Here is a 22,872-nt window from a genome sequence, read left to right on the forward strand (position 1 = left end):
GGCTATCGGACACCCCCAGCCGGGTGGTGACCCGGTGGTGCCCTGCGGCGGCCGGCGCCGTCACCGCCGGCCGACGAACCAGTTGCGGATCTTGTCGATCCGGGCGGCGACCTGCTCGCTCGACGCTTGATCCAGGGCCGGGCCGCCGCACACCTGCCGCAGCTCCGCGTGCACGATCGCGTGCTTGGTGCCGCTCTTGCGGGCATAGGCCGACACCAGCTTGTTGAGCTCCTTGCGCTGGGCCTGCAGCGCGCGATGCGTGGACACCTCCTCGTGATGCTCCTGGGCCCGGGCGTTGGGCTGCTGCCGACGCTGACGCTCGCGCAGCAGGTGCGCCATCTGGTCGGGCTCGAGCAGCCCCGGCAGCCCGAGGTAGCCGTCCTCCTCCGCAGACCCGACGTCCGCGACGAGCCCGAACTGCTGGGCGTCGAAGAGCACGTGGTCGAACTCCGCGTCGGACTCCAGCGCCTCGAAAGAGCCCTGCAGCTCGTCGCTGGCGCCCTCCGCGCGGTTGGCCTCCTCGAGCAGGCCGTCCTCCTCGGCCCACAGGGGCTCCTCCTCGCCGGGCTTCCTCGGCCGGTCGAGGGCGTGGTCGCGCTCCTCTTCGAGGCGGGCGGCGTGCTCGAGCAGGGTGGGCACCGAGGGGAGGAAGACCGACGCGACCTCGCCGCGTTTGCGGGCTCGCACGAAGCGTCCGACGGCCTGGGCGAAGAACAGCGGCGTCGACGTCGACGTGGCGTAGACCCCGACGGCGAGGCGCGGCACGTCGACCCCCTCGGACACCATTCGCACCGCGACCATCCAGCGGTCGGTCGACGACGCGAACGACTCGATCCGCCTGGAGGCGCCCGCGTCGTCGGACAGGACCACGGTGGGCCTCTCGCCGGTCAGCTCGTGCAGCAGCCGGGCGTAGGCGCGCGCGTTGGTCTGGTTGGTGGCGATGACCAAGGCCCCTGCGTCGGGGACGTGCCGGCGCACCTCGGTGAGGCGCTTGTCCGCCGCGCGCAGCACCGAGGGGATCCATTCCCCCTGCGGCGACAGGGCGGTGCGCCAGGCGTGAGCGGTCAGGTCCTTGGTGAGCGGCTCCCCGAGGCGGGCGGCCAGCTCGTCGCCTGCCCGGGTGCGCCAGCGCATCGCGCCGCCGTACGCCATGAAGAGCACGGGGCGCACCACTCCGTCGCGCAACGCCTCGGCATAGCCGTAGGAGTAGTCCGACGCCGAGCGGCGGATCCCGTCGGGTCCCTCCTCGTAGCGGACGAAGGGGATGGGATTGGTGTCGGAGCGAAAGGGCGTGCCCGTCAGGGCCAGTCGCCGCGCCGCGGGCTCGAAGGCCTCACGGATGGCCTCGCCCCATGACTTGTTGTCGCCGCCGTGGTGGATCTCGTCGAGGATCACCAGGGTGGGCGCGGCCTCCGTGCGGGCCTTGTGCAGCTGCGGCTTGGTGGCGACCTGCGCATAGGTGAGCGCGACCCCGTCGAAGGCCTTGTTGTGCGTCCCGGCGGCGTTGGTGAACGTCGGGTCCAGCTGGATCCCCACGCGCGCGGCGGCCTCGGCCCACTGGACCTTGAGGTGCTCGGTGGGGGCGACCACGGTGACCCGGCGCACGACCCCGCGCCGCAGCAGCTCGGTGGCGACGCGCAGGGCGTACGTCGTCTTGCCGGCGCCGGGCGTGGCCACGGCCAGGAAGTCGCGCGGCCGTTCGGTGAGGTAGCGCTCCAGCGCCTCCGCCTGCCAGGCTCGCAGCTTGCCCGCCGTCCCCCAGGCCGCTCGTTCGGGAAAGGCTGGGGACAGGTGCTCGGCGGCAGAGGTACTCATGGCGTCCTGCAGGCTAGACGGTTTCCCCGATCAACATGCCGGGCGGGGGTCCTTGACAGCCCTGCCCCGGACCGGCGCCGGCCCGCCCCGGGCTGGGGCGGGCCGGCGCCGACGATCGGGGACCCCCGCCCCGCCGGGTGTGGCGTCGCCCCGACGAGGTGAGGCGGGTAACCCGAGGTCGGAGGGTCAGTCGAGGCGGATCAGCGTGTCCGGCGCCTGCTCGATCCGGATGACCGTGTCGGCCTGACGCTCGATGCGGATGACCGTGTCGGGGGTGGTGTCGAGACGGATCAGCGTGTCGGGCGCCTGCTCGATCCGGATGAGGGTGTCGGTGCCGCGGGCGGCCTGGGCGCAGGCCCCGCCGGCGACGAGGGTCGTCGCGGCCACGGCAAGAGCGGTGACGATGCGGGTGACGAGACGCATGACGGTGTCCTTCGGTCGCGGTGCCGGTGCGATGTGCACCTGTCACTCAGCGTAGATCAAATCCGCGACTATCGTCACTCATAGTCACGCCTTGACCGGGCCCCTCAGTCCTCGCCGTCCTGCGGCGCCCGCAAACCGTCGTAGATCTCCTGGCAGACGGGGCACACCGGGAACCTCTTGGGGTCCCGGCCGGGCACCCAGATCTTGCCGCACAGCGCCACCACCGGCTCGCCGCTCATCGCCGACTCGAGGATCTTCTCCTTGCGCACGTAGTGCGCGAAGCGCTCGTGGTCACCGGGCTCCTGGAGCTGCTCCGCGACCTCCTCGCGCTCGAGGACGGCGGTGGAGGTGCTCGGCCCACCCGGCTCGGCGAAGGGGTCCGGCGGCATCTCGGGGTATCCCTGACTCATACGGGCCAGTGTAGGCAGCGCCGCGCTCGTCGGCCCGCTCAGTTGTAGTCCTCGTCGTCGGGGAAGTACGCCGCCAGCGCCACCCGGCCCGGCTGGCGACGCATCACCCGGTGCCACAAGGTCGCCGGGTCCTCGGTGAGGATGTCGCCGGGCTCCCGGTCCACGACGTACCACGACCGCTCGTGCACCTCGGCCTCCAGCTGCCCCGCGGTCCACCCGGCATAGCCGGCGTAGACGCGCACCCCGCTCGCGACGGCCATCACCGGCGCGGCGTCGCAGTCCAGGTCCACCACGCCCACGCCCCCGAACAACCGCTGCACACCGGGGATCTCCCGCTGCGCGAGCCCCGGGACGACCGCCACGCCCAGGGCCGAGTCCAGCCCGACGGGGCCGCCCTGGAAGAGCACCTCCGGGGCCGCGACGTGCTCCTGCCAGCCGTCCAGGACGGCGTCCACCGGGGCGTCGACGGGCTTGTTGAGGACCACCCCCTGGGCGCCGTCGTCGCCGTGGTGCAGCACGAGCACCACCGCGCGGGCGAAGACCCCCTCATCGATGGCGGGCATCGCGACCAGCAGTCGTCCGGTGAGGTCGGGGGTCAGCACAAGGCCATTGTGCACACGAGGTGGTCCTGCCGGCCTGCGACGACGGCCCGTATGACGACCGGCGCCGCTCCCCCGTGCGGGGAGCGGCGCCGGACGGCGCGCCGGTGCCGGGCGATCAGCCCTCGGTGCGCCGGTTGCCGCGGTAGTCACCCCGGTCCCGGTCGTTGCCGCGACCGCGGTCCCGGTCGTTGCCGCGACCGCGGTCCCGGTCGTTGCTGCGGAAGGCGCGGTCGTTGCGGCGCCCCACCGGCTGGTAGCGCGACCCGCTGCGCCGGAAGCCGCCGCGCGACGGCCGCGGCTCGCCCTCGATCAGGCGGCGGTAGCGCCCCTCGTCGACGGCCTCGCCGGACGGGGTCCGCGCACCAACCCCGTCGTACAGCCGCTGGTCGCCGGGGGCCATCCTGACCGGGGTGACGTCCACGCCCGCCTGCTCCACCAGACGCTCCATCTGCCGACGCTGGTGCGGCAGCGCGAGGGTCACCACGGTGCCGCGCTCGCCGGCGCGGGCGGTGCGGCCCGAGCGGTGCAGGTAGTCCTTGTGGTCGGCCGGCGGGTCGACCTGCAGGACCACGGACACGTCGTCGACGTGGATGCCGCGGGCCGCGACGTCGGTGGCGACGAGGACCGGTAGCGTGCCGTCCTTGAAGCCGGTGAGGACGCGGTTGCGCTGCACCTGGGAGAGCCCGCCGTGCAGCGCCGCCGCGAAGACGCCCTGCTCGCGCAGCTGCAGCGCGACGCGGTCGGCGCCCAGCTTGGTGCGCACGAAGACGACGGTGCGGCCGGTGCGGTTGGCGACCTCGGCGGTGATGACCTTCTTGTGCATCGGGTCGATCAGCAGGATGTGGTGGTCCATCGTGTCGACGCTGGCGGTGCCGGGGTCGGTCTCGTGGGTCACCGGGTCGACGAGGTAGCGCTCGACCACCGTGTCGATGCCGCGGTCCAGGGTCGCGGAGAACAGCAGCCGCTGACCGCCGGCCGGGATGAGGTCGAGGACCTCGCTGATGGCCTCCAGGAAGCCCATCTCGGCCATGTGGTCGGCCTCGTCCAGGACGGCGACCTCGACGTGGGACAGGTCGGCCGCGCCGCGGTCGATGAGGTCCTTGAGCCGGCCGGGGGTGGCGACGAGGACGTCGAGGCCCTTCTCCAGCGCGGCGATCTGCGGCGGGTAGGGCATGCCGCCCGCGACGAGCTTGTGACGCAGGCCCATGACGTGGACCAGCGGCTGGAGCGCGTCGCTCACCTGCTGGGCGAGCTCGCGGGTCGGCACGAGGATGATCGAGCGGACCTGGCCGGGCCGGGCGTGACCGCCCGCCGCGAGGCGGGTGATGAGGGGCAGCCCGAAGGACAAGGTCTTGCCGGAGCCGGTCTGGCCGCGGCCGAGGACGTCCCGGCCCGCGAGCGCGTCGGGGATCGTGGCGACCTGGATCGGGAAGGGCGTGGTGATGCCGTCGCGGGCGAGGCGCTCGACGAGCGCATCGGGCAGGCCGAGCGCCTGGAAGCCGTTGTCCTCGGTCACCTCGGCGGCCGCGTGCTCGGCCGGGAGGTCGACGGCCAGGCCCATGGCCTGACGCTCCTCCTTGTCGCTCCAGGAGCGGGAGCGCTCGTCGTGCAGGGCACCTGGCTGCTCGGCGTCGAAGCGATTGCGGCGCGGCCGGTCGTCGCGGTCGAAGCGCGGCTTGCGGTCGTAGCCGCCCTCACGGCGGGGACGGTCGTCGCGGTCGAAGCGCGGCTTGCGGTCATAGCCGCCCTCACGGCGGGGACGGTCGTCGCGGTCGAAGCGCGGCTTGCGGTCGAACCCACCGCCATGCTGCGGACGGTCGTAGCCACCCTCACGGCGCGGGCGGTCGTCGCGGTCGAAGCGCGGCTTGCGGTCGAACCCTCCGTCACGCTGCGGACGGTCGTAGCCACCCTCACGGCGCGGGCGGTCGTCGCGGTCGAAGCGCGGCTTGCGGTCGAACCCGCCGTCACGCTGCGGACGGTCGTAACCACCCTCACGGCGCGGGCGGTCGTCCCGCTCGAAGCGCGGCTTGCGATCGAACCCACCATCACGCTGCGGACGGTCGTACCCACCCTCACGACGCGGACGGTCGGAGAACTCGCGGCGCGGCCCGGCATACCCGCCGTCACGGCGCGGGCGGTCGTCCCGCTCGAAGCGCGGCTTGCGATCGAACCCACCATCACGCTGCGGACGGTCGTACCCACCCTCACGACGCGGACGGTCGTCACGCTCGAAGCGCGGCCTGCGATCGAACCCGCCATCGCGCTGCGGACGGTCGTAGCCACCCTCACGACGGGGACGGTCGGAGAACTCGCGGCGCGGGCCCTCGTAGCCACCCTCACGACGCGGCCGGTCGTCCCGGTCGAAGCGCGGCTTGCGGACGACGCCCTCACGCTGGGGGCGGTCGTCGCGGTCGCCCTGACCACGGTGGGTGGAGGAGGCGCGGCGGGCGTCGACCTTCTTGGCGGTGCTCCAGCGGGCCTTCTTGGGCGCGCCGGAACGATTCATGTTGCTCATGTGCGGATTTCCCTGTTCGCAAAGGTAGGCACGCCTCGGGCCACCTGGCGAGGGCAACGGTGAAGACGAGCCTCAGGCTCCAGCTGCGGGAGCCCGGTCGGGCCGGTCGGAGGATTGCCGCCGGCGTCGTCTCGCTTCTCGTGGGCCGCCGTCGAGCAGCGGCCAGTGGGGCTGAGGAGCCCGGCCCCGGTCGGGGCGATCGCCGTGGAGTGAACGAGCGCCGTGAGCCGGGCTCGGTCTCCGCACCTGCACCGGCGATCCGTCGTACGTCGGACGGAGCCGACGCACACCGATCCCAGGGCAGGACAAGCGAGACTGTGCCCTCATCGTAGCAGCCGCCGGACCCGACCCGGCCGCCCGGCGGGGAATCCCCCGGCGGTCCCGCTCGTTGGCAGGGGCATGAGCACCCGCGAGATCACCGAGGCGACCTTCGAGTCGACCATCCAGGACAACGACATCGTCCTCTTCGACTTCTGGGCCGCCTGGTGCGGGCCGTGCCGCCAGTTCGCCCCGGTCTTCGAGGCCGCGTCGGACAAGCACGAGGACGTGGTCTTCGGCAAGATCGACACCGAGGCCGAGCAGGGTCTGGCGTCCATGCTGCAGATCACCTCGATCCCCACGATCATGGCCTTCCGGGAGGGTGTGCCGCTGGTCATGCAGCCCGGCGCGCTGCCGCCCGCCGCCCTCGAGGACCTCATCTCCCAGATCAAGGCGCTCGACATGGAGACCGTCAAGCGCGAGTACGCCGAGCAGCTCGCCGCGCACCAGGCCCAGCAGGGACCGTCCGTGGGCACCTCCCCCACCGACATCCCCGGGCTGTGAGCGCCCGCCCGGGACACTCGGTCCCGAGCGGGCGACCGGCAGGCAGGACGAGCACGCAGGTATGACGAGAGCCCCACCCGGCGAGCGGGTGGGGCTCTCGTCATACCTGCTGACGGTCCACGGCGTGACGTGCCTGACTTCTGGTGGTGGAGGTGGCGGGAATCGAACCCGCGTCCGCTGACGACGCACCAGGGCTTCTCCGGGCGCAGTGCGCTGAGGATTTTCTCGGCCCCAGGGCTCGCGCGCACACGTCCCCTGACAGGCCCAGTCGAGAAGGAGTCCCGCGCGCCGTCCCGACACCGGCGCGCAGCGAGATCTCTAGCTGATGCCGAGCACTAGGACGAGATCAGGCCTAGGTCGACAGACTTCGGGCTCGCTCAGGCGGCGAGGGCGAAGTCGGTGCGCTTGGAATTGGCACCTATTGGTTTGCTGAGGGCGTTAACGAGACAACTCAGCATCCTCGGCCCGCTTCCCCTGGCAGATCGACCAACGTCGAAACCGATCACCCCCATGGGACGGGCACGTCACGCTGTGGAGTTGTCAAGCAACGCCGGGCGGACCCGGCACGACCGGTGAGTCTACCCGGCACAACGAGGCGGGCACGACCGAGATTCCCGGCCGCGCCCTCCTCGTCGGCTCAGCGCGCGCGCAGATAGCTCTCCAGCACGGCGAGGTTGTCGGAGTTGAGCCAGTGCACGCCGGCGGCCTTCTCGGCGTCCCAGACGTTGCGGCGCTTGGCGGCGGTCGCCGGGTCGTCCAGGTCGGGGGTGCCGTAGAACCGCAGCGTGTAGCCGTGCTTGCGGGCGGTGGCGGCATAGCCCTCGAGGCGGGCCTTCTGGTCCGCGGGAAGGGGATAGCCCCCACGCCAGGTGAAGGTCTCCCACCAGTCCCCGCTGACCATGGGCATCAGCTCGGGCGAGAGCCCCCGGTCCAGGTCCCCGAGCCCGCCGTCGTAGGCTGACCAGCGGGTCTTCGCTGACGCGATCTGGTAGAGGCTGCGCTTGCCGGAGATGACGGCCATCACCGGCGCCGGGGTGCGGACCCCGTCCTCCCAGTGGGTGATCAGCTCGGGGTGGGCGGCGAGCGCCTTCTCGATGACCGGCCAGGTGGTGGGCCCGTCGGACTTGACGTCGATCAGCAGCTGGAAGGTGCCCGCCCAGCCGGCGTAGACCGAGCCTGCACGTCCGGCGACGCGCTCGGCGAGGGGCTCGAGGTAGTTGCCCTCCAAGGTCTTGCGACAGTCGGGCGCGGCGTGGCCCAGGCACAGCTGCCCGTCGGCCAGCCAGACGTCGGCCTCGACGCTGGTGAAGCCGTGGTCCAGGGCGTCGTGGAGGGGGCGGGCGTGGAGGTAGTCGTTGTGGGCGTGGGCGCCCTCCACCGGTGACACGTCGTCGGCGGCGGGGGCGGCGACGGCCGTGGGAGCGGCGGGGACGATCAGCGTGGCGGCGGCGAAGGACGCGAGGACGAGACCGCGGATGCGGCTGAGGGTGCGCATGGCTCACAGGCTAGGGGCGCCGGGTGAACGCCGTGCGACCGGAGGGCGGACCGGCATACGACAATGGCCGTATGACGTCCCTGCCGCCTGTCGTGCTCACCCACCTGCCTGCCGGGGACGCCCCGGCGATCGCCCTGCACGGGGGTGCGGGCGTGGACCCGGCCACGCTGTCCCCCGCCCAGGAGCGGGCCGCCACGTCTGCGCTGGCCGGGGCCGTGGCCGCCGGGCGGGCGGTGCTCGACGCCGGCGGGTCGGCGCTGGACGCGGTGTGCGCGAGCGTCGTGGTGCTGGAGGACAGCGAGTGCTTCAACGCCGGTCGCGGGGCCGCCCTGACGACGGAGGGGACCGCCGAGCTGGACGCCGCGGTGATGCTGGGCGACTCCCGGGCCGGGGCGGTGACCTGCACCGCCGGTCCGCGGAACCCCGTCATGGCGGCCCGTGCCGTGATGGAGCAGACCGACCACGTGCTGATGGCGATGCCGCGCCGTGCCCTGCTCGAGGAGTGGGGGCTGGAGGTGGTCGACCCGTCGTACCACGTGACCGAGGCGCGGCTGCGGCAGCTGCGCGAGGCGGGCCACTTCCGCGAGTACCGGCACGGCACGGTGGGCGCGGTCGCCCGGGACCGCGCCGGTCACGTGGCTGCCGCGACCTCGACCGGTGGGATCACCGCGCAGCTGCCGGGGCGGGTGGGTGACACCCCCCTGATCGGGTGCGGCACCTGGGCGTCGGACGAGACGGTCGCGGTGTCGTGCACCGGGCAGGGCGAGCTCTTCGTCCGCGGGGCGGTGGCGCACGAGGTCCACGCCCGGCTGCGCTGGGGCGGGCAGCCTCTGGCGCAGGCGGTGCGCGAGACGATCGACGAGCTCGTGGGGGCCCGCGGGGCGGACGGGGGCCTGGTGGCGGTGACGCCGGCGGGCGAGGTGGTGCTGGCCTTCGACTCCCCCGGGATGTATCGCGCGCACGACGTGGGCGAGGGCCCGGTCGTCGCCATCGCCTGACGGGCGACCTCCCCCCTCTCCCGTGCTCCCCCCCTCCCGTGCTCCCCGGGATCGTGTGCGTTGTCCGCCGGAATCCGGCGGACAACGCACACGATCCCGGGGGCCGGCCGGTCAGGGGCGGACGAACATGCCCGCCACGACGTCGTGGGGCACGTCCTCGACCCGGTCGTAGAGCCAGCGCGGCGGCTTGCCCTGACCCTTGTCGACGAGCACGTGCCGCACCCCCTCGGGCATGTCCGAGCGCTCCCAGAAACGGTGCCCGAGCACCAGGTCCTGCGTGAGCACCTCCTCGACCGAGCTCATCCGCGCCGCGCGCCGCACCGCCGCGAGCGCCACGCACACCGACAGCGGCGACTTCGTGCGGATGACCGCCGCGCACTCGCGCGCCGCCTCGACCGGGCTCGCCTCGAGCCGCGCCAGGATCGCCGCGGCGTCGTCCCCGGCGAAGGCGTTGTCGATCCAGTCCCGCTGCGCCAGCAGGGGGCTTGCCATGATCTCCTCGTCGGGGTCCACCTCGCCGCAGTCGGCGGTGAGCCGCTCCCCCGCCTCCAGACGGTCGAGCAGGCCGGGGATCTGGTCGGTGAGCACCAGCGCGTCGGCGAACCCGGTGGCGACGGCGTCGGCCCCGGTCATCGAGGAACCGGTCATGGCGAGATAGGCCCCGAGCTCGCCGGGAGCCTTCGCCAGCCACCAGCAGCCCGCCACGTCGGGGAAGAAGCCGATCGCGGTCTCCGGCATCGCCAGTCGGGTTCGCTCGGTCACGAGCCGCAGCGACCCGTGCGCGGAGACGCCGACGCCGCCGCCCATGACGATGCCGTCCATGAAGGCGACGTAGGGCTTGGGGTAGGAGGCGATCTGGGCGTTGAGGGCGTACTCCCGCTCCCAGAAGTCCACCGCGTCGCGTCGTCCGGCCAGGGTGGCCTCGCGCGCGGCCCGCATGTCGCCGCCGGCACACAGGCCCTTGGGACCGACACCCTCGATGCCGACACTGACGACGCCGTCGTCGACCGCCCACTCGGTGAGCTGCTCGCGCATCGAGTCGATCATGAGCGTGGTGAGCGAGTTGATGGCCCGCGGGCGGTTGAGCAGGATCCGGCCGAGGGCGCCGCGGCGCTCGTAGACCACGTCCTCGGTGTGCCCGGGGCGGGCCAGGGCGGCGATGGGCAGGCTCTCCGGCATACGACTGTCTCCTCCGTGGGCTGCGGTCGCCCCGAACCTATCGCGGCGACCCGGCACCGGACCGGTCAGGCCCGCCGAGGTGGCGCACCCGCAGCGCGCAGGCAGCGACGACCAGGCAGGCGGGCAGGCAGGAGAGCGCGAGCACCGGGTAGCCGAGCGAGCCGACGATGACGCCGGCAAGGGCCCCGCCGACGGCGGCCGTCAGCCCCATGCACAGGTCGGACAGGCCCTGGACCGGGGCGCGCGCGAGCAGCGGGGTGGCGCCCACGAGCGAGCTCGACGCGCCGATCATCGCAAGGGCCCAGCCGATCCCCAGCCCGAACAGCGCCAGCGACAGCAACCATGACGCCCCGGCGTGGGTGATCGCGGCCAGCGCGACCGACGCCGCCTCCACCGCGGCGCCGAGGAGCATGACCCGCCAGGCGCCCCACCGGTCGACCAGGCGTCCCACGAGGGGCGAGAAGGCGTACATGCCGAGGATGTGGCCGCTGATGGTCAGCCCGATGACCTGCACCGACGCAGCGCCGTGGCGCATGTGGATGGGGGTCATGATCATCACGCCGACCATGACGGCCTGGGCGAGGGCGATGGCGACCACGCACGCGGCGACCGTCGGCCGGGTGCGCACGACCTCCCACGCCGAGACCTCCGGTGCGAGGCGGTCGGGGTCCCGGCGGGCCGCGGCGCGGGCGGCGAGCAGCGGGTCCGGCCGCAGCAGCAGGTGCACCAGTGCGATGGTGACGAGCAGCGCCAGGGCGGTGAGCAGGAAGGCACCGGTGAGCGGGGGCAGGCCCAGCCGTATGGCGAGCGAACCGCCGAGGCCTGCCAGGTTGGGGCCGGTCACCGCCCCGACGGTGGTTGCCCACACCACGAGGGACAGGTCCCGGCCGCGGTGCTCCTCGGTCGCGAGATCCGTGGCGGCGAACCGGGACTGGGAGTTGGCGGCACCTGCCGCCCCGACGAGCAGGGCCGCTGCGAGCAGCAGCGGGAAGGACCGCAGGACACCCGCGAGGACGCAGAGCAGGGCTCCCGTCGTCCCGATCGCGTAGCCGATGACGAGACCGACCCGGCGCCCGCGGGCGGTCATCACGCGGGACAGGACGAAGGCCCACAGCGCGGCGCCCGCCACCTGGGCGGTCTGCGACAGGCCGGCGAGCGACTCGCGGCCGGACACGTCGGCGGCCAGCAGGGTGGCGACGGTGATGCCGGTGGTCACGCCGACGCCCCCGACGGCGTTGGTGACCGCGAGGGCGCGGACGGTGTGGCGCTGGGCCGCGGCGCGCTCGGGGGTGTCGGGCGGGAGCACGTCGCTGGTCACCCCGGCAACCTACCGCCGGTGGTCGGGTCCGCCGGGCTTCGTGGCGCAGGCGGGTCCGACGACCGGCGGCAGGTCTGGCCACGCCTTCGCACGCCGCTCCCGGATCCAGGACTGGGCGCGACCTCGCCTGGGCCAGGCCGCGCTCCACCGGAGAGGACCCCGAGCGAGGCTTGGATGAAGTTGGGGCGCAATGACATTGGCTCGACCCAGCCCCGCCTGGCCGCTAAGGTCGACGGGTCACGCGACCACCGTCCGCAGGAGGAGCTCATGTCGCCGGTCACCGGCACCCGATCGCTCCTCGTCGGGGCACTGGTGGGGCTCGTGCGGTCCGGCCGGACCCGCGTCGGATCGGCCCGGACGCTGCGCCGCAGCACGCAGACGCCGCGCCGCACGACGCGGCCCGCCCGCCCCACCCCTGGACGGGCGGCATCTCGACGCACGTCGCCGGACGGTGACGCGCCCCTCGCCGCCACCCTCCGGGTCGGCGAGCAGGAGCAGCGAACGCCCGGCACCTGCGAGCTCACCGTCGCCTGCCCCGACCGGGCAGCCCTCGAGGTGCGGGTCAGCGTCGGTGGGCGGGCCGCCACCTCGCCCGCGCCGACTGCGGGCAGACCCGCCGGAGCCACGGTCACCGTCCGGGTCGCCGCCCCGCGCGGCGGGCACCGCCGCACCGTGCAGATCACGCCGGCCGGGACCCCCCGGGCGTATGTCGCGTACGACATCGCCCAGGTCGCCTGATCCTTCGCGACGCACCCCGTGGCACCGTCGGCCGTCCCGCCGGGCAGCGCGGGCAAGGCCCTGCCGGACACCGGGAGCAGAGCACCGGTCGGGCCGTGCCATGATGGACGCGCCAGGATCCCCCTGGCCGGTCGTGTCCCAGCGAAGCCGGTGTGATCCCGGCGCTGTCCCGCAACGGTGATGCCCCCTCCGGGGGACGAGCCCGGTCGCCTGCCACGACTGCCGTGCCAGCCCCGGCCGAGGGCAGGACGCGATGAGTGCCGGGGCCACCCCCAGCCTTGCGCCGATCCTCCCGCGCCGTTGCCCAGGGAGGTGTCGATGAGACCGATGGGCGAGCCCCATGACGTGATCTCGGCGGATCCGCAGGTCGGCCGCACCCGGCTGGGCGACGACGTGCGCGTGATCCTGCGCCTCGGCGGACACCTGGCAGCCGCGGGCACCGGCTCCTACCGGGTGCGGCAGGCCATGCGCACGGTCGCCGCCGCCCGTTCCATCGATGCCCTGGACGCGACCGTGACCATGACCTCCATCGCGGTCACCGCTCGCCGGGGCGAGGAGTTCCGGACGATAGTGCGCGAGGTCGCCGGCCCCCACGTCGATGCGGGGCGCATCGCCCGTCTGGAGGGCCTGGCGGCCACGGTCCGCAGCGACGAGGCGGCGTCGTCCATCGACGCGCGCCTCTCGCGGGTGCTGGAGGTCCCGGGGCGCTGGGGGCCTGCCACCAGAGCCTTCGCCGCCGGTGTGGGATGCGCAGCCTTCGCCCTGTCGTCCGGGTTGGGGATCGCGGACGCCCTGGCCGTCTGCCTGGCTGCAGGCCTGGGCCAGCGGGCCCGCACGGAACTCGTCGGACGACACCTCGCGGACCTCGCCGCCGTCGCCGCAGCAGCGCTGGTCTCCTGCCTGACCCATGTCCTGCTGGCGAGCCTGGTCGGCCTGCTGCACCAGCCTGCGCCGGTCCACCAGGCAGGACAGGTCGCAGCTCTGCTCTACCTGGTGCCCGGGTTCCCGCTCTACACGGCTCTCCTGGACCTGGCCCACCTGGACGTGATGGCGGCCCAGGGTCGGCTGGTCCACGTCACGAGCGTCCTCGGAGTCTCCGGTGGCGTCGCCTGGTCGGTCTCCTCGCTCACGGGCGCCTCGGCCATGCTCCCCGCCCCGTCGGGCGGGTCGCCCCTGAGCCTGCCCGTCGCCGCGGTCGTAGGCGTGGTGGCCGTCGGGGCCTTCGCCGTCCTCTTCAACTCCCACCTGCGGATGGTGGTCCTCGCCGCCCTGGTCGGCGGCGGTGCCAACCTGGTGCGGATCTGCCTCGCCCGCCTCGGCCAGCCTCCGCAGAACGCCTGCCTCGCCGCCGGGCTCGTGCTCGGTCTCCTGGCGGCCGGATGCGCCGCCTGGGCACAGCTGCCCCGCATCACCGTCTCGGTGCCGGCAGCCGTGGTGATGCTGCCCGGCACGACGATGCACCAGGCGCTCCACCATCTGAACGCCGGGTCCATGCCGGACTTCCTCGCCGAGACCTGCTCGGCGATGCTCCTCGTCGCCGCCGTCAGCTCCGGGCTGGCCCTGGCCCGCATCCTGACCGATCCCGGTTGGGCCTACGACCCGCGGCGTGGTGCCCTCGGCGAGCTCCCCGGCAGGACCACACCGTGACCACCCCCACGATCGGGCACGTGATCTGCGTCAGGATCGGGGCACACCGGGCTAGCCTCCTCCCTCCCACCTCGAACCCTCGAAGGAGAACCATGTTCCGCAAGGTCCTGGTCGCCAACCGCGGCGAGATCGCCGTCCGCGCCTTCCGCGCCGCCACCGAGCTCGGTGCCACCACCGTCGCGGTGTTCCCCTACGAGGACCGCAACGCGGAGTACCGGCTCAAGGCCGACGAGTCCTACCAGATCGGCGAGCAGGGCCACCCGGTCCGCGCCTACCTCGACGTGGCGGGGATGGTCCACGCCGCCCAGGAGGCGGGGGCCGACGCGATCTACCCCGGCTACGGCTTCCTCTCGGAGAACCCCGACCTCGCCCAGCGGTGCGAGGAGGAGGGCATCACCTTCGTGGGGCCTCCGCACACCGTGCTGGAGCTGACCGGCAACAAGGCCCGTGCCATCCAGGCCGCCCAGGAGGCGGGCCTGCCCACCCTCAAGGACTCCGAGCCGAGCGCGGACGTCGACGAGCTGCTGCGCGCCGCGGAGGGATTCACCTATCCGCTCTTCGTCAAGGCGGTCTCCGGCGGCGGCGGACGCGGGATGCGACGGGTCGCCGAGCCCGCGCTGCTGCGCGCCGCGATCGAGGAGGCGCAGCGCGAGGCCGCGAGCGCCTTCGGCGACGACCGCATGTACCTCGAGGAGGCCGTGGTCGACCCGCGGCACATCGAGGTGCAGGTCCTGGCCGACGGCACCGGCGAGGTCGTCCACCTCTTCGAGCGGGACTGCTCGGTGCAGCGCCGCCACCAGAAGGTCGTCGAGATCGCCCCGGCGCCTGACCTGGACCCGGCGCTGCGGGAGCGGATGTGCGCCGACGCGGTGCGCTTCGCCCGGCACATCGGCTACGTCAACGCCGGCACCGTGGAGTTCCTGCTCGGCCCGGACGGGCGGCACGTCTTCATCGAGATGAACCCGCGCATCCAGGTCGAGCACACCGTGACCGAGGAGGTCACCGACGTCGACCTGGTCAGCGCCCAGCTGCGCATCGCCGCGGGCGAGACCCTGGCCGACCTGGGTCTGACGCAGGACGCGATCCGGCTGCGCGGTGCCGCGCTGCAGTGCCGGATCACCACCGAGGACCCGGCCAACGGCTTCCGCCCCGACACCGGCCGGATCATGGTCTACCGCTCCCCCGGCGGCGCGGGCGTGCGCCTGGACGGCGGCACGGTCTTCGACGGCGCCGAGGTGGGTGCTCACTTCGACTCGATGCTCGTCAAGCTCACCTGCCGCGGGCGGGACTTCGCGACGGCGGTGCGCCGGACCCAACGAGCGTTGCAGGAGTTCCGGATCCGCGGGATCTCCACCAACATCGCCTTCCTCGAGCAGCTCGTCGGCGACCCGCAGTTCATCGCCGGGCACGTGACCACGAGCTTCATCGACGAGCGGCCCGAGCTGCTGCAGGGGCGCATCCCCGCCGACCGCGGCACCAAGCTGCTCACCTACCTCGCCGAGGTCACCGTCAACCAGCCCCACGGCCCGCAGCGCACCCAGCGCTCGGCCCGGGACAAGCTGCCCGTCCTGGACCCGCAGGTATGGCGCCAGGCCCCGCCCGCGGGCTCCCGCCAGCGGCTCCTGGACCTCGGCCCGGCGGGCTGGGCCCGGGCACTGCGCGAGCAGACCCCGGTGGCCGTCACCGACACGACCTTCCGTGACGCCCACCAGTCCCTGCTCGCCACCCGGGTGCGGACCCGCGACATGCTGCACGTCGCGCCCTACGTCGCCCGCATGCTCCCCGGTCTGCTCTCGGTCGAGGCCTGGGGCGGCGCGACCTACGACGTGGCGCTGCGCTTCCTGCACGAGGACCCCTGGGAGCGGCTGGCGCTGCTGCACGAGGCCCTGCCCAACCTCCCGATCCAGATGCTCCTGCGGGGGCGCAACACGGTTGGGTACACGCCCTACCCCCTGGCCGTCACCGAGGCCTTCGTGGCCGAGGCCGCCCGCACCGGCGTCGACCTCTTCCGGGTCTTCGACGCGCTCAACGACGTGTCGCAGATGCGGCCCGCGATCGAGGCGGTGCTCGCGACCGACCACGCCGTCGCCGAGGCGGCGCTGTGCTACACGGGCAACATGCTCGACCCCGGCGAGCGGACGTACACGCTGGACTACTACCTGCGGCTCGCCGAGCAGCTCGTCGACGCGGGCGCCCACGTGCTCGCGATCAAGGACATGGCCGGTCTGCTGCGCGCCCCTGCGGCCGCGCGCCTGGTCACCGAGCTGCGCCGGTCCTTCGACCTGCCGGTGCACCTGCACACCCACGACACCGCGGGCGGCCAGCTCGCGACGCTGCTCGTCGCGATCGGCGCCGGCGTCGACGCGGTCGACGTCGCCAGCGCCGCCATGGCCGGGACCACCTCCCAGGTCTCCATGTCCGCCCTGGTCGCCGCCACCGACGGCACCGAGCGGGCCACCGGCCTGGACCTCGACGCGGTCTGCGACCTGGAGCCCTACTGGGAGGCCATCCGCCGGCTCTACGCCCCCTTCGAGTCCGGGCTGCCCGGTCCCACCGGGCGCGTCTACCACCACGAGATCCCCGGCGGCCAGCTGTCCAACCTGCGCCAGCAGGCGATCGCGCTCGGGCTGGGCGACCGCTTCGAGGAGATCGAGGACATGTATGCCGCGGCCAACCGGATCCTCGGCAACATCGTCAAGGTGACCCCCTCGTCCAAGGTCGTGGGTGACCTGGCGCTCGCGCTGGTGGGCGCCGGCGCAGATCCTGCTGCGTTCGAGCAGGACCCGCAGCGCTTCGACATCCCCGACTCGGTGATCGGCTTCCTCGCCGGTGACCTCGGCACCCCGCCCGCCGGCTGGCCCGAGCCCTTCCGGACCAAGGCGCTGGCGGGCCGGCGTGCCCGCCCGGTCGTCACCGAGCTCTCCGCGGAGGACGAGCAGGCGCTGCGGACCGAGCCGCGGCGCACCCTGAACCGGCTGCTGTTCCCCGGGCCGACCGCGGACCTGGAGCGGGCGCTGGAGACCTACTCCGACCTGTCCGTGCTCAGCACCCGCGAGTTCCTCCACGGCATGGCGGTCGGCGAGGAGCACGAGGTCCAGCTCGAGCGGGGCAAGACGCTGCTCCTGGGGCTGACCGCCATCGGCGAGCCCGACGCCCGCGGCATGCGCAACGTCCTGTGCACCATCAACGGCCAGCTGCGCACCATCTCGGTCCGCGACGAGTCGGTGACCTCCTCGGTGGCCACCGCCGAACGGGCCGACCCGGGCGTCCCGGGCCAGGTGGCGGCGCCCTTCGCCGGGGTCGTGACGCTCGCGGTCGCGGTCGGGGACGAGGTCGCCGCGGGCACCCAGGTCGCCACCATTGAGGCCATGAAGATGGAGGCCGCGATCACCACCCCCGTGGCTGGAACGATCCAGCGCGTGGCCATCGGTCCGACGCAAGCCGTCGAGGGAGGGGACCTCCTCGTCGTGGTGGCCTGACCTCGTGGTGCAATGACCGCGTGGACACGCACGGGATCCAGGACGCCCTCGTCGAGCGCTTTCTCCGCTACTGCGCCATCACCAGCCAGGGCGACGCCGCCGCGGTCGTCGTGCCGTCGACGCCCGGGCAGCGCGAGCTGGCCGAGCTCCTGCGCGACGAGCTGGTGGCGATGGGCGCCGCGGACGTCCACCTGTCCGACACCGCGGTCCTGACCGCCCGGATCCCCTCGACCCTGCCCGACGGCCACCCCCCGGTGCCCGCCGTGGGCTTCTGCGCCCACCTGGACACCGTCGACGTCGACCTGTCCCCCGAGATCCACGCACGCGTCGTCGAGCACGACGGCGGCGACGTGTGCCTGGACCGGCGGTGGGACCGCTGGATCCGGGTCACGGAGCACCCCGAGCTGGCGCGGTATGCCGGTGACCGGCTTCTCGTCACCGACGGCACCAGCGTCCTGGGCGCTGACGACAAGGCCGCGATCAGCGTGCTCATGGAGGCCGCCGCCGGGCTGCTGGACGCGGGCGCCGACGAGGTGCACGGCGACGTCCACCTGGCCTTCGTCCCCGACGAGGAGATCGGGCTGCGCGGCGTCCGCACCCTGGACCTCGACCGCTTCCCGGTGCGCCACGCCTGGACCATCGACTGCTGCGAGCTCGGCGAGGTGGTCACCGAGACCTTCAACGCCGCGACCGCGACGATCCGCGTCGAGGGGGTCACCGCTCACCCGATGGCCGCCAAGGGGGTGCTGGTCAACCCGATCCTGGTGGCCACCGACGTGATCGGCCGGCTCGACCGCGCGCAGACCCCCGAGCGCACCGAGGGGCGGGAGGGCTACCTGTGGGTCGACGGGATCACCGGCGGCCAGGCCGAGGCGGTCCTCACCGTCAGCATCCGCGACCACGACCGGGCGCGGTTCGCCGCCCGCAAGACCGAGCTGCGCGACGCCGTCGAGGCCGTGCGCGCGATGCACCCGCGGGCCGTGATCGAGCTGGCCGTTGAGGACGTCTACAGCAACATCGCCGACTCCCTGGCCCCGGACGACCCGGCGGTGGCGCACCTGCTGCGGGCGATGGGCGACCTCGGGATCGAGCCGCTCCCCCTCCCGATGCGCGGCGGGACCGACGGGTCCTGGCTGTCCCGGCAGGGCATCCCGACGCCGAACTTCTTCACCGGCGCGCACAACTTCCACAGCACGGCGGAGTTCCTGCCGCTGTCGTCGTTCGAGCGCAGCCATGCCCTGGTCCGCCAGCTCGTGCGGGTCACCGCCGGGGCCTGAGCGGCCGCGTCGCCCCGGCATACCGCCCGCCGGACGGGGCGTCCCTCGTCCGTCTGGCCTGAGCGCCCCGCCTCCCGCTCTGCACCCGTCTCGCGTCGCGGCGTCCGGCTCCGGCCGGAGGCCGAGACGAGAGCACCGGCACCGGCGAGCCCGCCCCCCGGCCCGGGGGGCGGGGGCGGGCCGACCTCACAGGTCGCAGCCGTCCAGGTCGCAACCGTCCAGACCGTCCACGAGGTCCGCCGACGACGCCACGAAGTCGCCCACCCCCGACGCCAGCTCGCCCAGCCCGTTGGACAGCGTCTCGACCAGGTCGCCGTCGACGAGGTCACCGAGCCCCGCACCCACGTCGACCAGCCCCGGCCCGTCGAAGGCGTCGACCACGCGGACCACGTCGATCCCCAGGTGGGCGACGTCCGCGAGCAGGTCGACGCCCTGGATCCAGTCCAGGTCGAAGGCCACGTCGGCGACCCCGGCCAGGTGGGCCCGGGCCGCGACCTCGCCGAAGATCCGCGACCACCGGTCGGCGCAGCCGAAGACGATGGCATAGGGCAGGTAGCGGCTGAAGACGTCGCGCGCCTCCTCGACGCGGATCTGGTCGGCCTCGGCGGTCGTGAGGTACTCCCGGAAGCCCAGCGTCTGCACCCGCACCGCGGTGCCCTCGGCCGTGCGCGGGGTCCGCCCCCGCCCGCCCCGCACCAGCAGCAGCCCCGAGACCAGCAGGCCGAGACCCGGCAGCAGCTCGAGCGGCCCGTAGCGCCGGTGGGTGACCAGGTCGACCGCGAGCAGCCCCAGCAGCGCCAGACCGGCGAGCAGGATCGGCCAGCCGAGACAGCCGAGCCGCCGGTTGCGCAGCTGCGGGTGGTCGACGTACCACCCGTGGTCCACCACCTCGCGGTAGAGCCCGATCTGGGTCTTGCGCAAGGTCATCCCGAAGCTCCCCCGCAGCGCCGAGAGCCGCACCCGGTCACCGCCGGCGAAGAGCTCGCCCAGCAGCTCGGCCTCGAAGGGCCGCAGCCCGTCGCGCACCTCCCGGTGCCGCTCCAGCTCCCAGTCGACGGCGCGCGAGGGCCCGTCGGGATCCTCGGCCCGGGTCGAGCCGTCCCCGGGCACCGCGGTGAGCGTGAGGTGGCCCCGCACCGCGAGGTCGATGATGGTCGCGCTGAGGTCGACCTGGTCGGCGCGTCCGTCGACGACCGTGCCCGCGATCCCGGGGGTCACCCCGTCCGGGGGCGTGAACCGCACCGCCACCGCCCCGGTCCACTCCCCCGTGCCTCCCAGACGACGGGTGCGTATGCCGGTGCCCGGTGCGGGCCTCTCCCCGGGCGTCACCCCGACGTACATCTCGTCCCGGCGTCGCCGCCGGAACCACCACAGCACCACGGCCACCAGCAGCACCGGCAGCACGCCGAGCACCACGAAACCCAGATCCGTCCTCGTCATCGTGTCCCCCTGGACCTTCCCCCGGTGGGTCGGACCGCCCGGCGCACGGTGCGCGGGCGGCCCGACCCACGTCGATCTCCACGCGTCCCCCGACGCGTCCTGTCCTCAGCCCGGCCCGTCAGCTCGCCCGGTCGGCGCCCGGCGGCCGGTCACCTCACCAGGAGTCGCCGCCGCCCCCGCCGAAGCCGTCGCCGGAGAAGCCGCCGAAGTCCCCGAACCCGCCGTCGCCGAACCCGCTGCCGCCCGAGGAGCCCGGCGTCGAGGTGAACGCGCCGGCCGCCGTCGTGGAGAACGAGTCCACGGCGTTGCCGAAGTCGGAGAAGTCCCCGAAGCCGCCGCCGTACCAGACGTAGAAGGTCGGCATGCCCACGTCGTAGCCCTGAGCCTGGGCCATCTCCGCGACCTGGGCGAAGATCTTGGCCCACCGGTCCGCCACGCCGAACACCACGGCGTAGGGCAGGTAGCGGCTGAAGATGTCCAGCGCCTCGTCGTACTTGATCTGCTCGGCCTCGGCGGTCAGGAGGTACTCCCGGAACCCGCGGGCCTGGTAGAGCACCGCGGACCCGTCGGCGGTCCGCGCGGGCATCCGCTTGGCCAGGGCCCGCACGATGAAGGGCACCGCGAACAGCCCGGCGCCCGCGAGCAGCAGCGACGGCACGGGAAGCCCGATCCCGGCGATCTGGTCGGACTCCAGCGCGCCCACGAAGGACCCGCTGCCGAAGAAGAACCAGCCGCCGAGGAGCAGGAAGGGCAGCCAGGTCAGGCAGCCGAAGGCATTGCGCACCTGCTCCGGCGAGCTGCGGAACCAGCCGCGCTGCACGGTCTCGGCATACATCTCCTGCTTGGCCGCGGCCAGCGTCGGGGCGAAGCGGTTCTTGAGCTCGGACATCATCACCGGCGTGCCGTAGGTGAAGATCCCGTCCAGGATCGTCCGCTCGTAGCGCAGCAGCCCACGGTCACCCGGCTTGGGCGTGCCGAGGTACTCCAGCTTCCAGTCGTTGGTCTGGAAGACGCCGCCGTCCTGGGTCTGCTCGATCCGCAGGTAGCCCCGGACCGCGAGGTCGATGACGGTGGCGGACACGTCGATGGTGTCGGCCGACTCGTCGTAGATCGTCCCGATGAGGCCCGGCGTCGCGTCGTCCGGCGGGGTGAACCGCACGGCCACCGGCAGGGCCTTGCCGCCGCGGGTGGTCGCGACCTGCTGACCGGGCGCCGGCACGGTGTCCGGCGCGAGCCCGACATACCGCTCGTCCCGGCCGCGGCGCCACACCAGGGCTCCCATGCCGAGCGCGGCGAGCAGCGGCGCCCCGAGCCCCACACCGAGCTGGCCGAGGGTGCGGGCCTTGGCCTCGGACGGCGACATGGACACGCGGCCGTCAGCGGTCTCCGGGCCGCCCTGCTCGATCTGCTTGCTGACGTCGGTGAAGGCCGAGCGCGGGAACATCACGCTGACGGTCATGTCCTCGCGCGGGGCCAGGTCGGTGGCGGAGAACCGTGCCGGCGTGCCGTTGGTGGCCGTCGCGCAGGCCTTCTTGGTGCCCGCGGGGCCGTAGGTGCAGCCCACCTTGATCGGCGCCGCCGGACCGGTCACCGAGACGTCGACCTCGTCGATCGGGCGCTGCCACCGGCTGCCGAGGACGTTCGGGAAGAACGCGACCCCGGCCTCCTGCTCGTTGACGACGTGGTCCAGGTGATAGCTGATGACGTAGTGCTTGGTGCCGCTGACGGTCTGGTCGACGCTGCCCACCCGGATGACGGTGTCGTTGCCAAGGGTGCTGACCGCGGCGTCGTCAGGTGCGTCCGGGCTCGTCACCCGGATGTCGCTGATCGCGTAGACCCGGTGCTGGGTGCTGTCCGCGCTGCCGCCCTTGGGGTCATAGCCCTCGACCGTGGGGACATAGCGGGTGAACCCGTGCCGGCCCGGGTCGTTGAACTCGTACTGGTAGGACTCGGTCACGTCGACGCCGCCACGCGCGTCCACGCGGTAGTCCACGGTCAGGTTGCGGATCCGGTCGGTGCCCTCGGCCCGAGCGGTCACGGCCGACGCGGGCACCGCCCCCATGAGCAGCAGCCACAGGGACACCACCGTGGCGGCCAGCGCCGCCGGCAGCCGCCCGGTCCCACCCGGTCGAGCGGTCGTGGTCAGGCTCATGGAGTTCCCCCTGCTCGTCGGCTGCACAGCCCTACGACGGCGGATCGGACCGACCGGCTCCCTGCCTCCGGCCGCCGATCAGCCACGGGCCCGCTTGAACGCGTCGGACACCGCGCGGGCGGCCTCCCGGCCGTCCTGACGCTCGCGCAGCGTCTGCCGCTTGTCGTAGAGCTTCTTGCCCTTGGCGAGAGCGATCTCGACCTTGGCCTTGCCGTCCTTGAAGTACAGCTCCAGCGGCACGATGGTGTGCCCGCTCTCCTGCGACTTCGCGACGATGGTCCGCAGCTCGTCGCGGTGCAGCAGCAGCTTGCGACGGCGGCGGGCGGCGTGGTTGGTCCAGGTGCCCTGGGAGTACTCCGGGATGTGCACGCCCTCGAGGTAGAGCTCCCCGGCATACTCCTGGGCGAAGCCGTCGACCAGGCTCGCGCGTCCCTGCCGCAACGACTTGACCTCGGTGCCGGACAGCACGAGTCCCGCCTCCCACGTGTCGAGGATGTGGTAGTCGTGGCGCGCCTTCTTGTTGCGCGCGATCACCTTCGTGCCCTGCTCCTTGGCCATGACG

17 protein-coding genes, 1 other RNA gene and 1 riboswitch are annotated in these 22,872 nt (G+C 73.4%); of the genes, 6 read left to right on the forward strand and 12 right to left on the reverse strand.

From position 1 onward, the window contains the following. Nucleotides 1-60: 60 nt before the first annotated feature. The 5 genes from ACK2IS_RS11745 to ACK2IS_RS11765 form a co-directional block, all read right to left on the reverse strand. Nucleotides 61-1,815, reverse strand: coding sequence for a DEAD/DEAH box helicase (locus ACK2IS_RS11745; RefSeq protein WP_409483506.1), 1,755 nt, complete (start codon nt 1,813-1,815; stop codon nt 61-63). A gap of 186 nt (nt 1,816-2,001) precedes the next feature. After that, on the reverse strand, nt 2,002-2,238 hold the full coding sequence (locus ACK2IS_RS11750) for a hypothetical protein (protein ID WP_409483507.1): 237 nt from the start codon (nt 2,236-2,238) through the stop codon (nt 2,002-2,004). 104 nt (nt 2,239-2,342) lie between these two features. After that, a complete protein-coding gene (locus ACK2IS_RS11755) occupies nt 2,343-2,648 on the reverse strand; it encodes a DUF3039 domain-containing protein (protein WP_409483508.1) in 306 nt (101 codons plus the stop codon). A gap of 38 nt (nt 2,649-2,686) precedes the next feature. Beyond that, nucleotides 2,687-3,250 (reverse strand): YqgE/AlgH family protein, encoded by a 564-nt coding sequence (locus ACK2IS_RS11760; protein ID WP_409483509.1) that lies wholly within the window; start codon nt 3,248-3,250, stop codon nt 2,687-2,689. 115 nt (nt 3,251-3,365) lie between these two features. Next, entirely contained in the window at nt 3,366-5,765 is a 2,400-nt protein-coding gene (locus ACK2IS_RS11765; RefSeq protein ID WP_409483510.1) for a DEAD/DEAH box helicase, read from the reverse strand. A 399-nt stretch (nt 5,766-6,164) separates the two neighbouring features. Between ACK2IS_RS11765 and trxA the strand changes: the two genes are divergently transcribed. Further along, nucleotides 6,165-6,587 carry a thioredoxin gene (gene trxA, locus ACK2IS_RS11770; protein ID WP_409483511.1) on the forward strand — a complete coding sequence of 141 codons (423 nt, stop codon included), beginning with the start codon at nt 6,165-6,167 and terminating at the stop codon, nt 6,585-6,587. 144 nt (nt 6,588-6,731) lie between these two features. Here the strand turns inward: trxA and ssrA are convergent. Next, nucleotides 6,732-7,097: a transfer-messenger RNA gene (gene ssrA / locus ACK2IS_RS11775) on the reverse strand. A gap of 127 nt (nt 7,098-7,224) precedes the next feature. Beyond that, the gene (locus tag ACK2IS_RS11780; RefSeq protein ID WP_409483512.1) at nt 7,225-8,082 is read right to left on the reverse strand and encodes a hypothetical protein; all 858 of its coding nucleotides are present in this window, start codon (nt 8,080-8,082) and stop codon (nt 7,225-7,227) included. A 71-nt stretch (nt 8,083-8,153) separates the two neighbouring features. Here ACK2IS_RS11780 and ACK2IS_RS11785 point away from each other — a divergent pair, with 71 nt between their 5' ends. Next, nucleotides 8,154-9,080, forward strand: coding sequence for an isoaspartyl peptidase/L-asparaginase family protein (locus ACK2IS_RS11785; RefSeq protein ID WP_409483513.1), 927 nt, complete (start codon nt 8,154-8,156; stop codon nt 9,078-9,080). Between the two features lie 111 nt (nt 9,081-9,191). Here ACK2IS_RS11785 and ACK2IS_RS11790 read toward each other — a convergent pair whose 3' ends face one another. Continuing rightward, on the reverse strand, nt 9,192-10,259 hold the full coding sequence (locus ACK2IS_RS11790) for a 3-hydroxyisobutyryl-CoA hydrolase (RefSeq protein ID WP_409483514.1): 1,068 nt from the start codon (nt 10,257-10,259) through the stop codon (nt 9,192-9,194). Nucleotides 10,260-10,296: 37 nt separating this feature from the next. Then, a complete protein-coding gene (locus ACK2IS_RS11795; protein WP_409483515.1) occupies nt 10,297-11,577 on the reverse strand; it encodes an MFS transporter in 1,281 nt (426 codons plus the stop codon). Nucleotides 11,578-11,844: 267 nt separating this feature from the next. Between ACK2IS_RS11795 and ACK2IS_RS11800 the strand changes: the two genes are divergently transcribed. From ACK2IS_RS11800 to pepT, 4 genes are all read left to right on the forward strand, one after another. Continuing rightward, complete coding sequence (locus ACK2IS_RS11800; RefSeq protein WP_409483516.1) at nt 11,845-12,315, forward strand: hypothetical protein; 471 nt, start codon at nt 11,845-11,847, stop codon at nt 12,313-12,315. A gap of 146 nt (nt 12,316-12,461) precedes the next feature. Then, nucleotides 12,462-12,521, forward strand: a riboswitch (cobalamin riboswitch). A 121-nt stretch (nt 12,522-12,642) separates the two neighbouring features. Then, entirely contained in the window at nt 12,643-13,962 is a 1,320-nt protein-coding gene (locus ACK2IS_RS11805; protein ID WP_241452527.1) for a threonine/serine exporter ThrE family protein, read from the forward strand. A gap of 92 nt (nt 13,963-14,054) precedes the next feature. After that, on the forward strand, nt 14,055-17,441 hold the full coding sequence (locus tag ACK2IS_RS11810; RefSeq protein ID WP_409483517.1) for a pyruvate carboxylase: 3,387 nt from the start codon (nt 14,055-14,057) through the stop codon (nt 17,439-17,441). A 20-nt stretch (nt 17,442-17,461) separates the two neighbouring features. After that, nucleotides 17,462-18,718, forward strand: coding sequence for a peptidase T (gene pepT / locus ACK2IS_RS11815; protein WP_409483518.1), 1,257 nt, complete (start codon nt 17,462-17,464; stop codon nt 18,716-18,718). A 186-nt stretch (nt 18,719-18,904) separates the two neighbouring features. Here the strand turns inward: pepT and ACK2IS_RS11820 are convergent, their stop codons facing one another. The 3 genes from ACK2IS_RS11820 to smpB all read right to left on the reverse strand — a co-directional run bounded on the left by ACK2IS_RS11820 (nt 18,905) and on the right by smpB (nt 22,868). Next, entirely contained in the window at nt 18,905-20,158 is a 1,254-nt protein-coding gene (locus ACK2IS_RS11820; protein ID WP_409483519.1) for a DUF2207 family protein, read from the reverse strand. A 154-nt stretch (nt 20,159-20,312) separates the two neighbouring features. Further along, complete coding sequence (locus ACK2IS_RS11825; protein WP_409483520.1) at nt 20,313-22,310, reverse strand: DUF2207 domain-containing protein; 1,998 nt, start codon at nt 22,308-22,310, stop codon at nt 20,313-20,315. 78 nt (nt 22,311-22,388) lie between these two features. Next, the gene (smpB, locus tag ACK2IS_RS11830; protein ID WP_409483521.1) at nt 22,389-22,868 is read right to left on the reverse strand and encodes an SsrA-binding protein SmpB; all 480 of its coding nucleotides are present in this window, start codon (nt 22,866-22,868) and stop codon (nt 22,389-22,391) included. Between the last annotated feature and the right edge of the window lie 4 nt (nt 22,869-22,872).

It is taken from the genome of Arsenicicoccus dermatophilus, from assembly GCF_046267915.1.
In the GTDB taxonomy this organism is placed as follows: Bacteria; Actinomycetota; Actinomycetes; order Actinomycetales; family Dermatophilaceae; genus Arsenicicoccus; species Arsenicicoccus dermatophilus_A.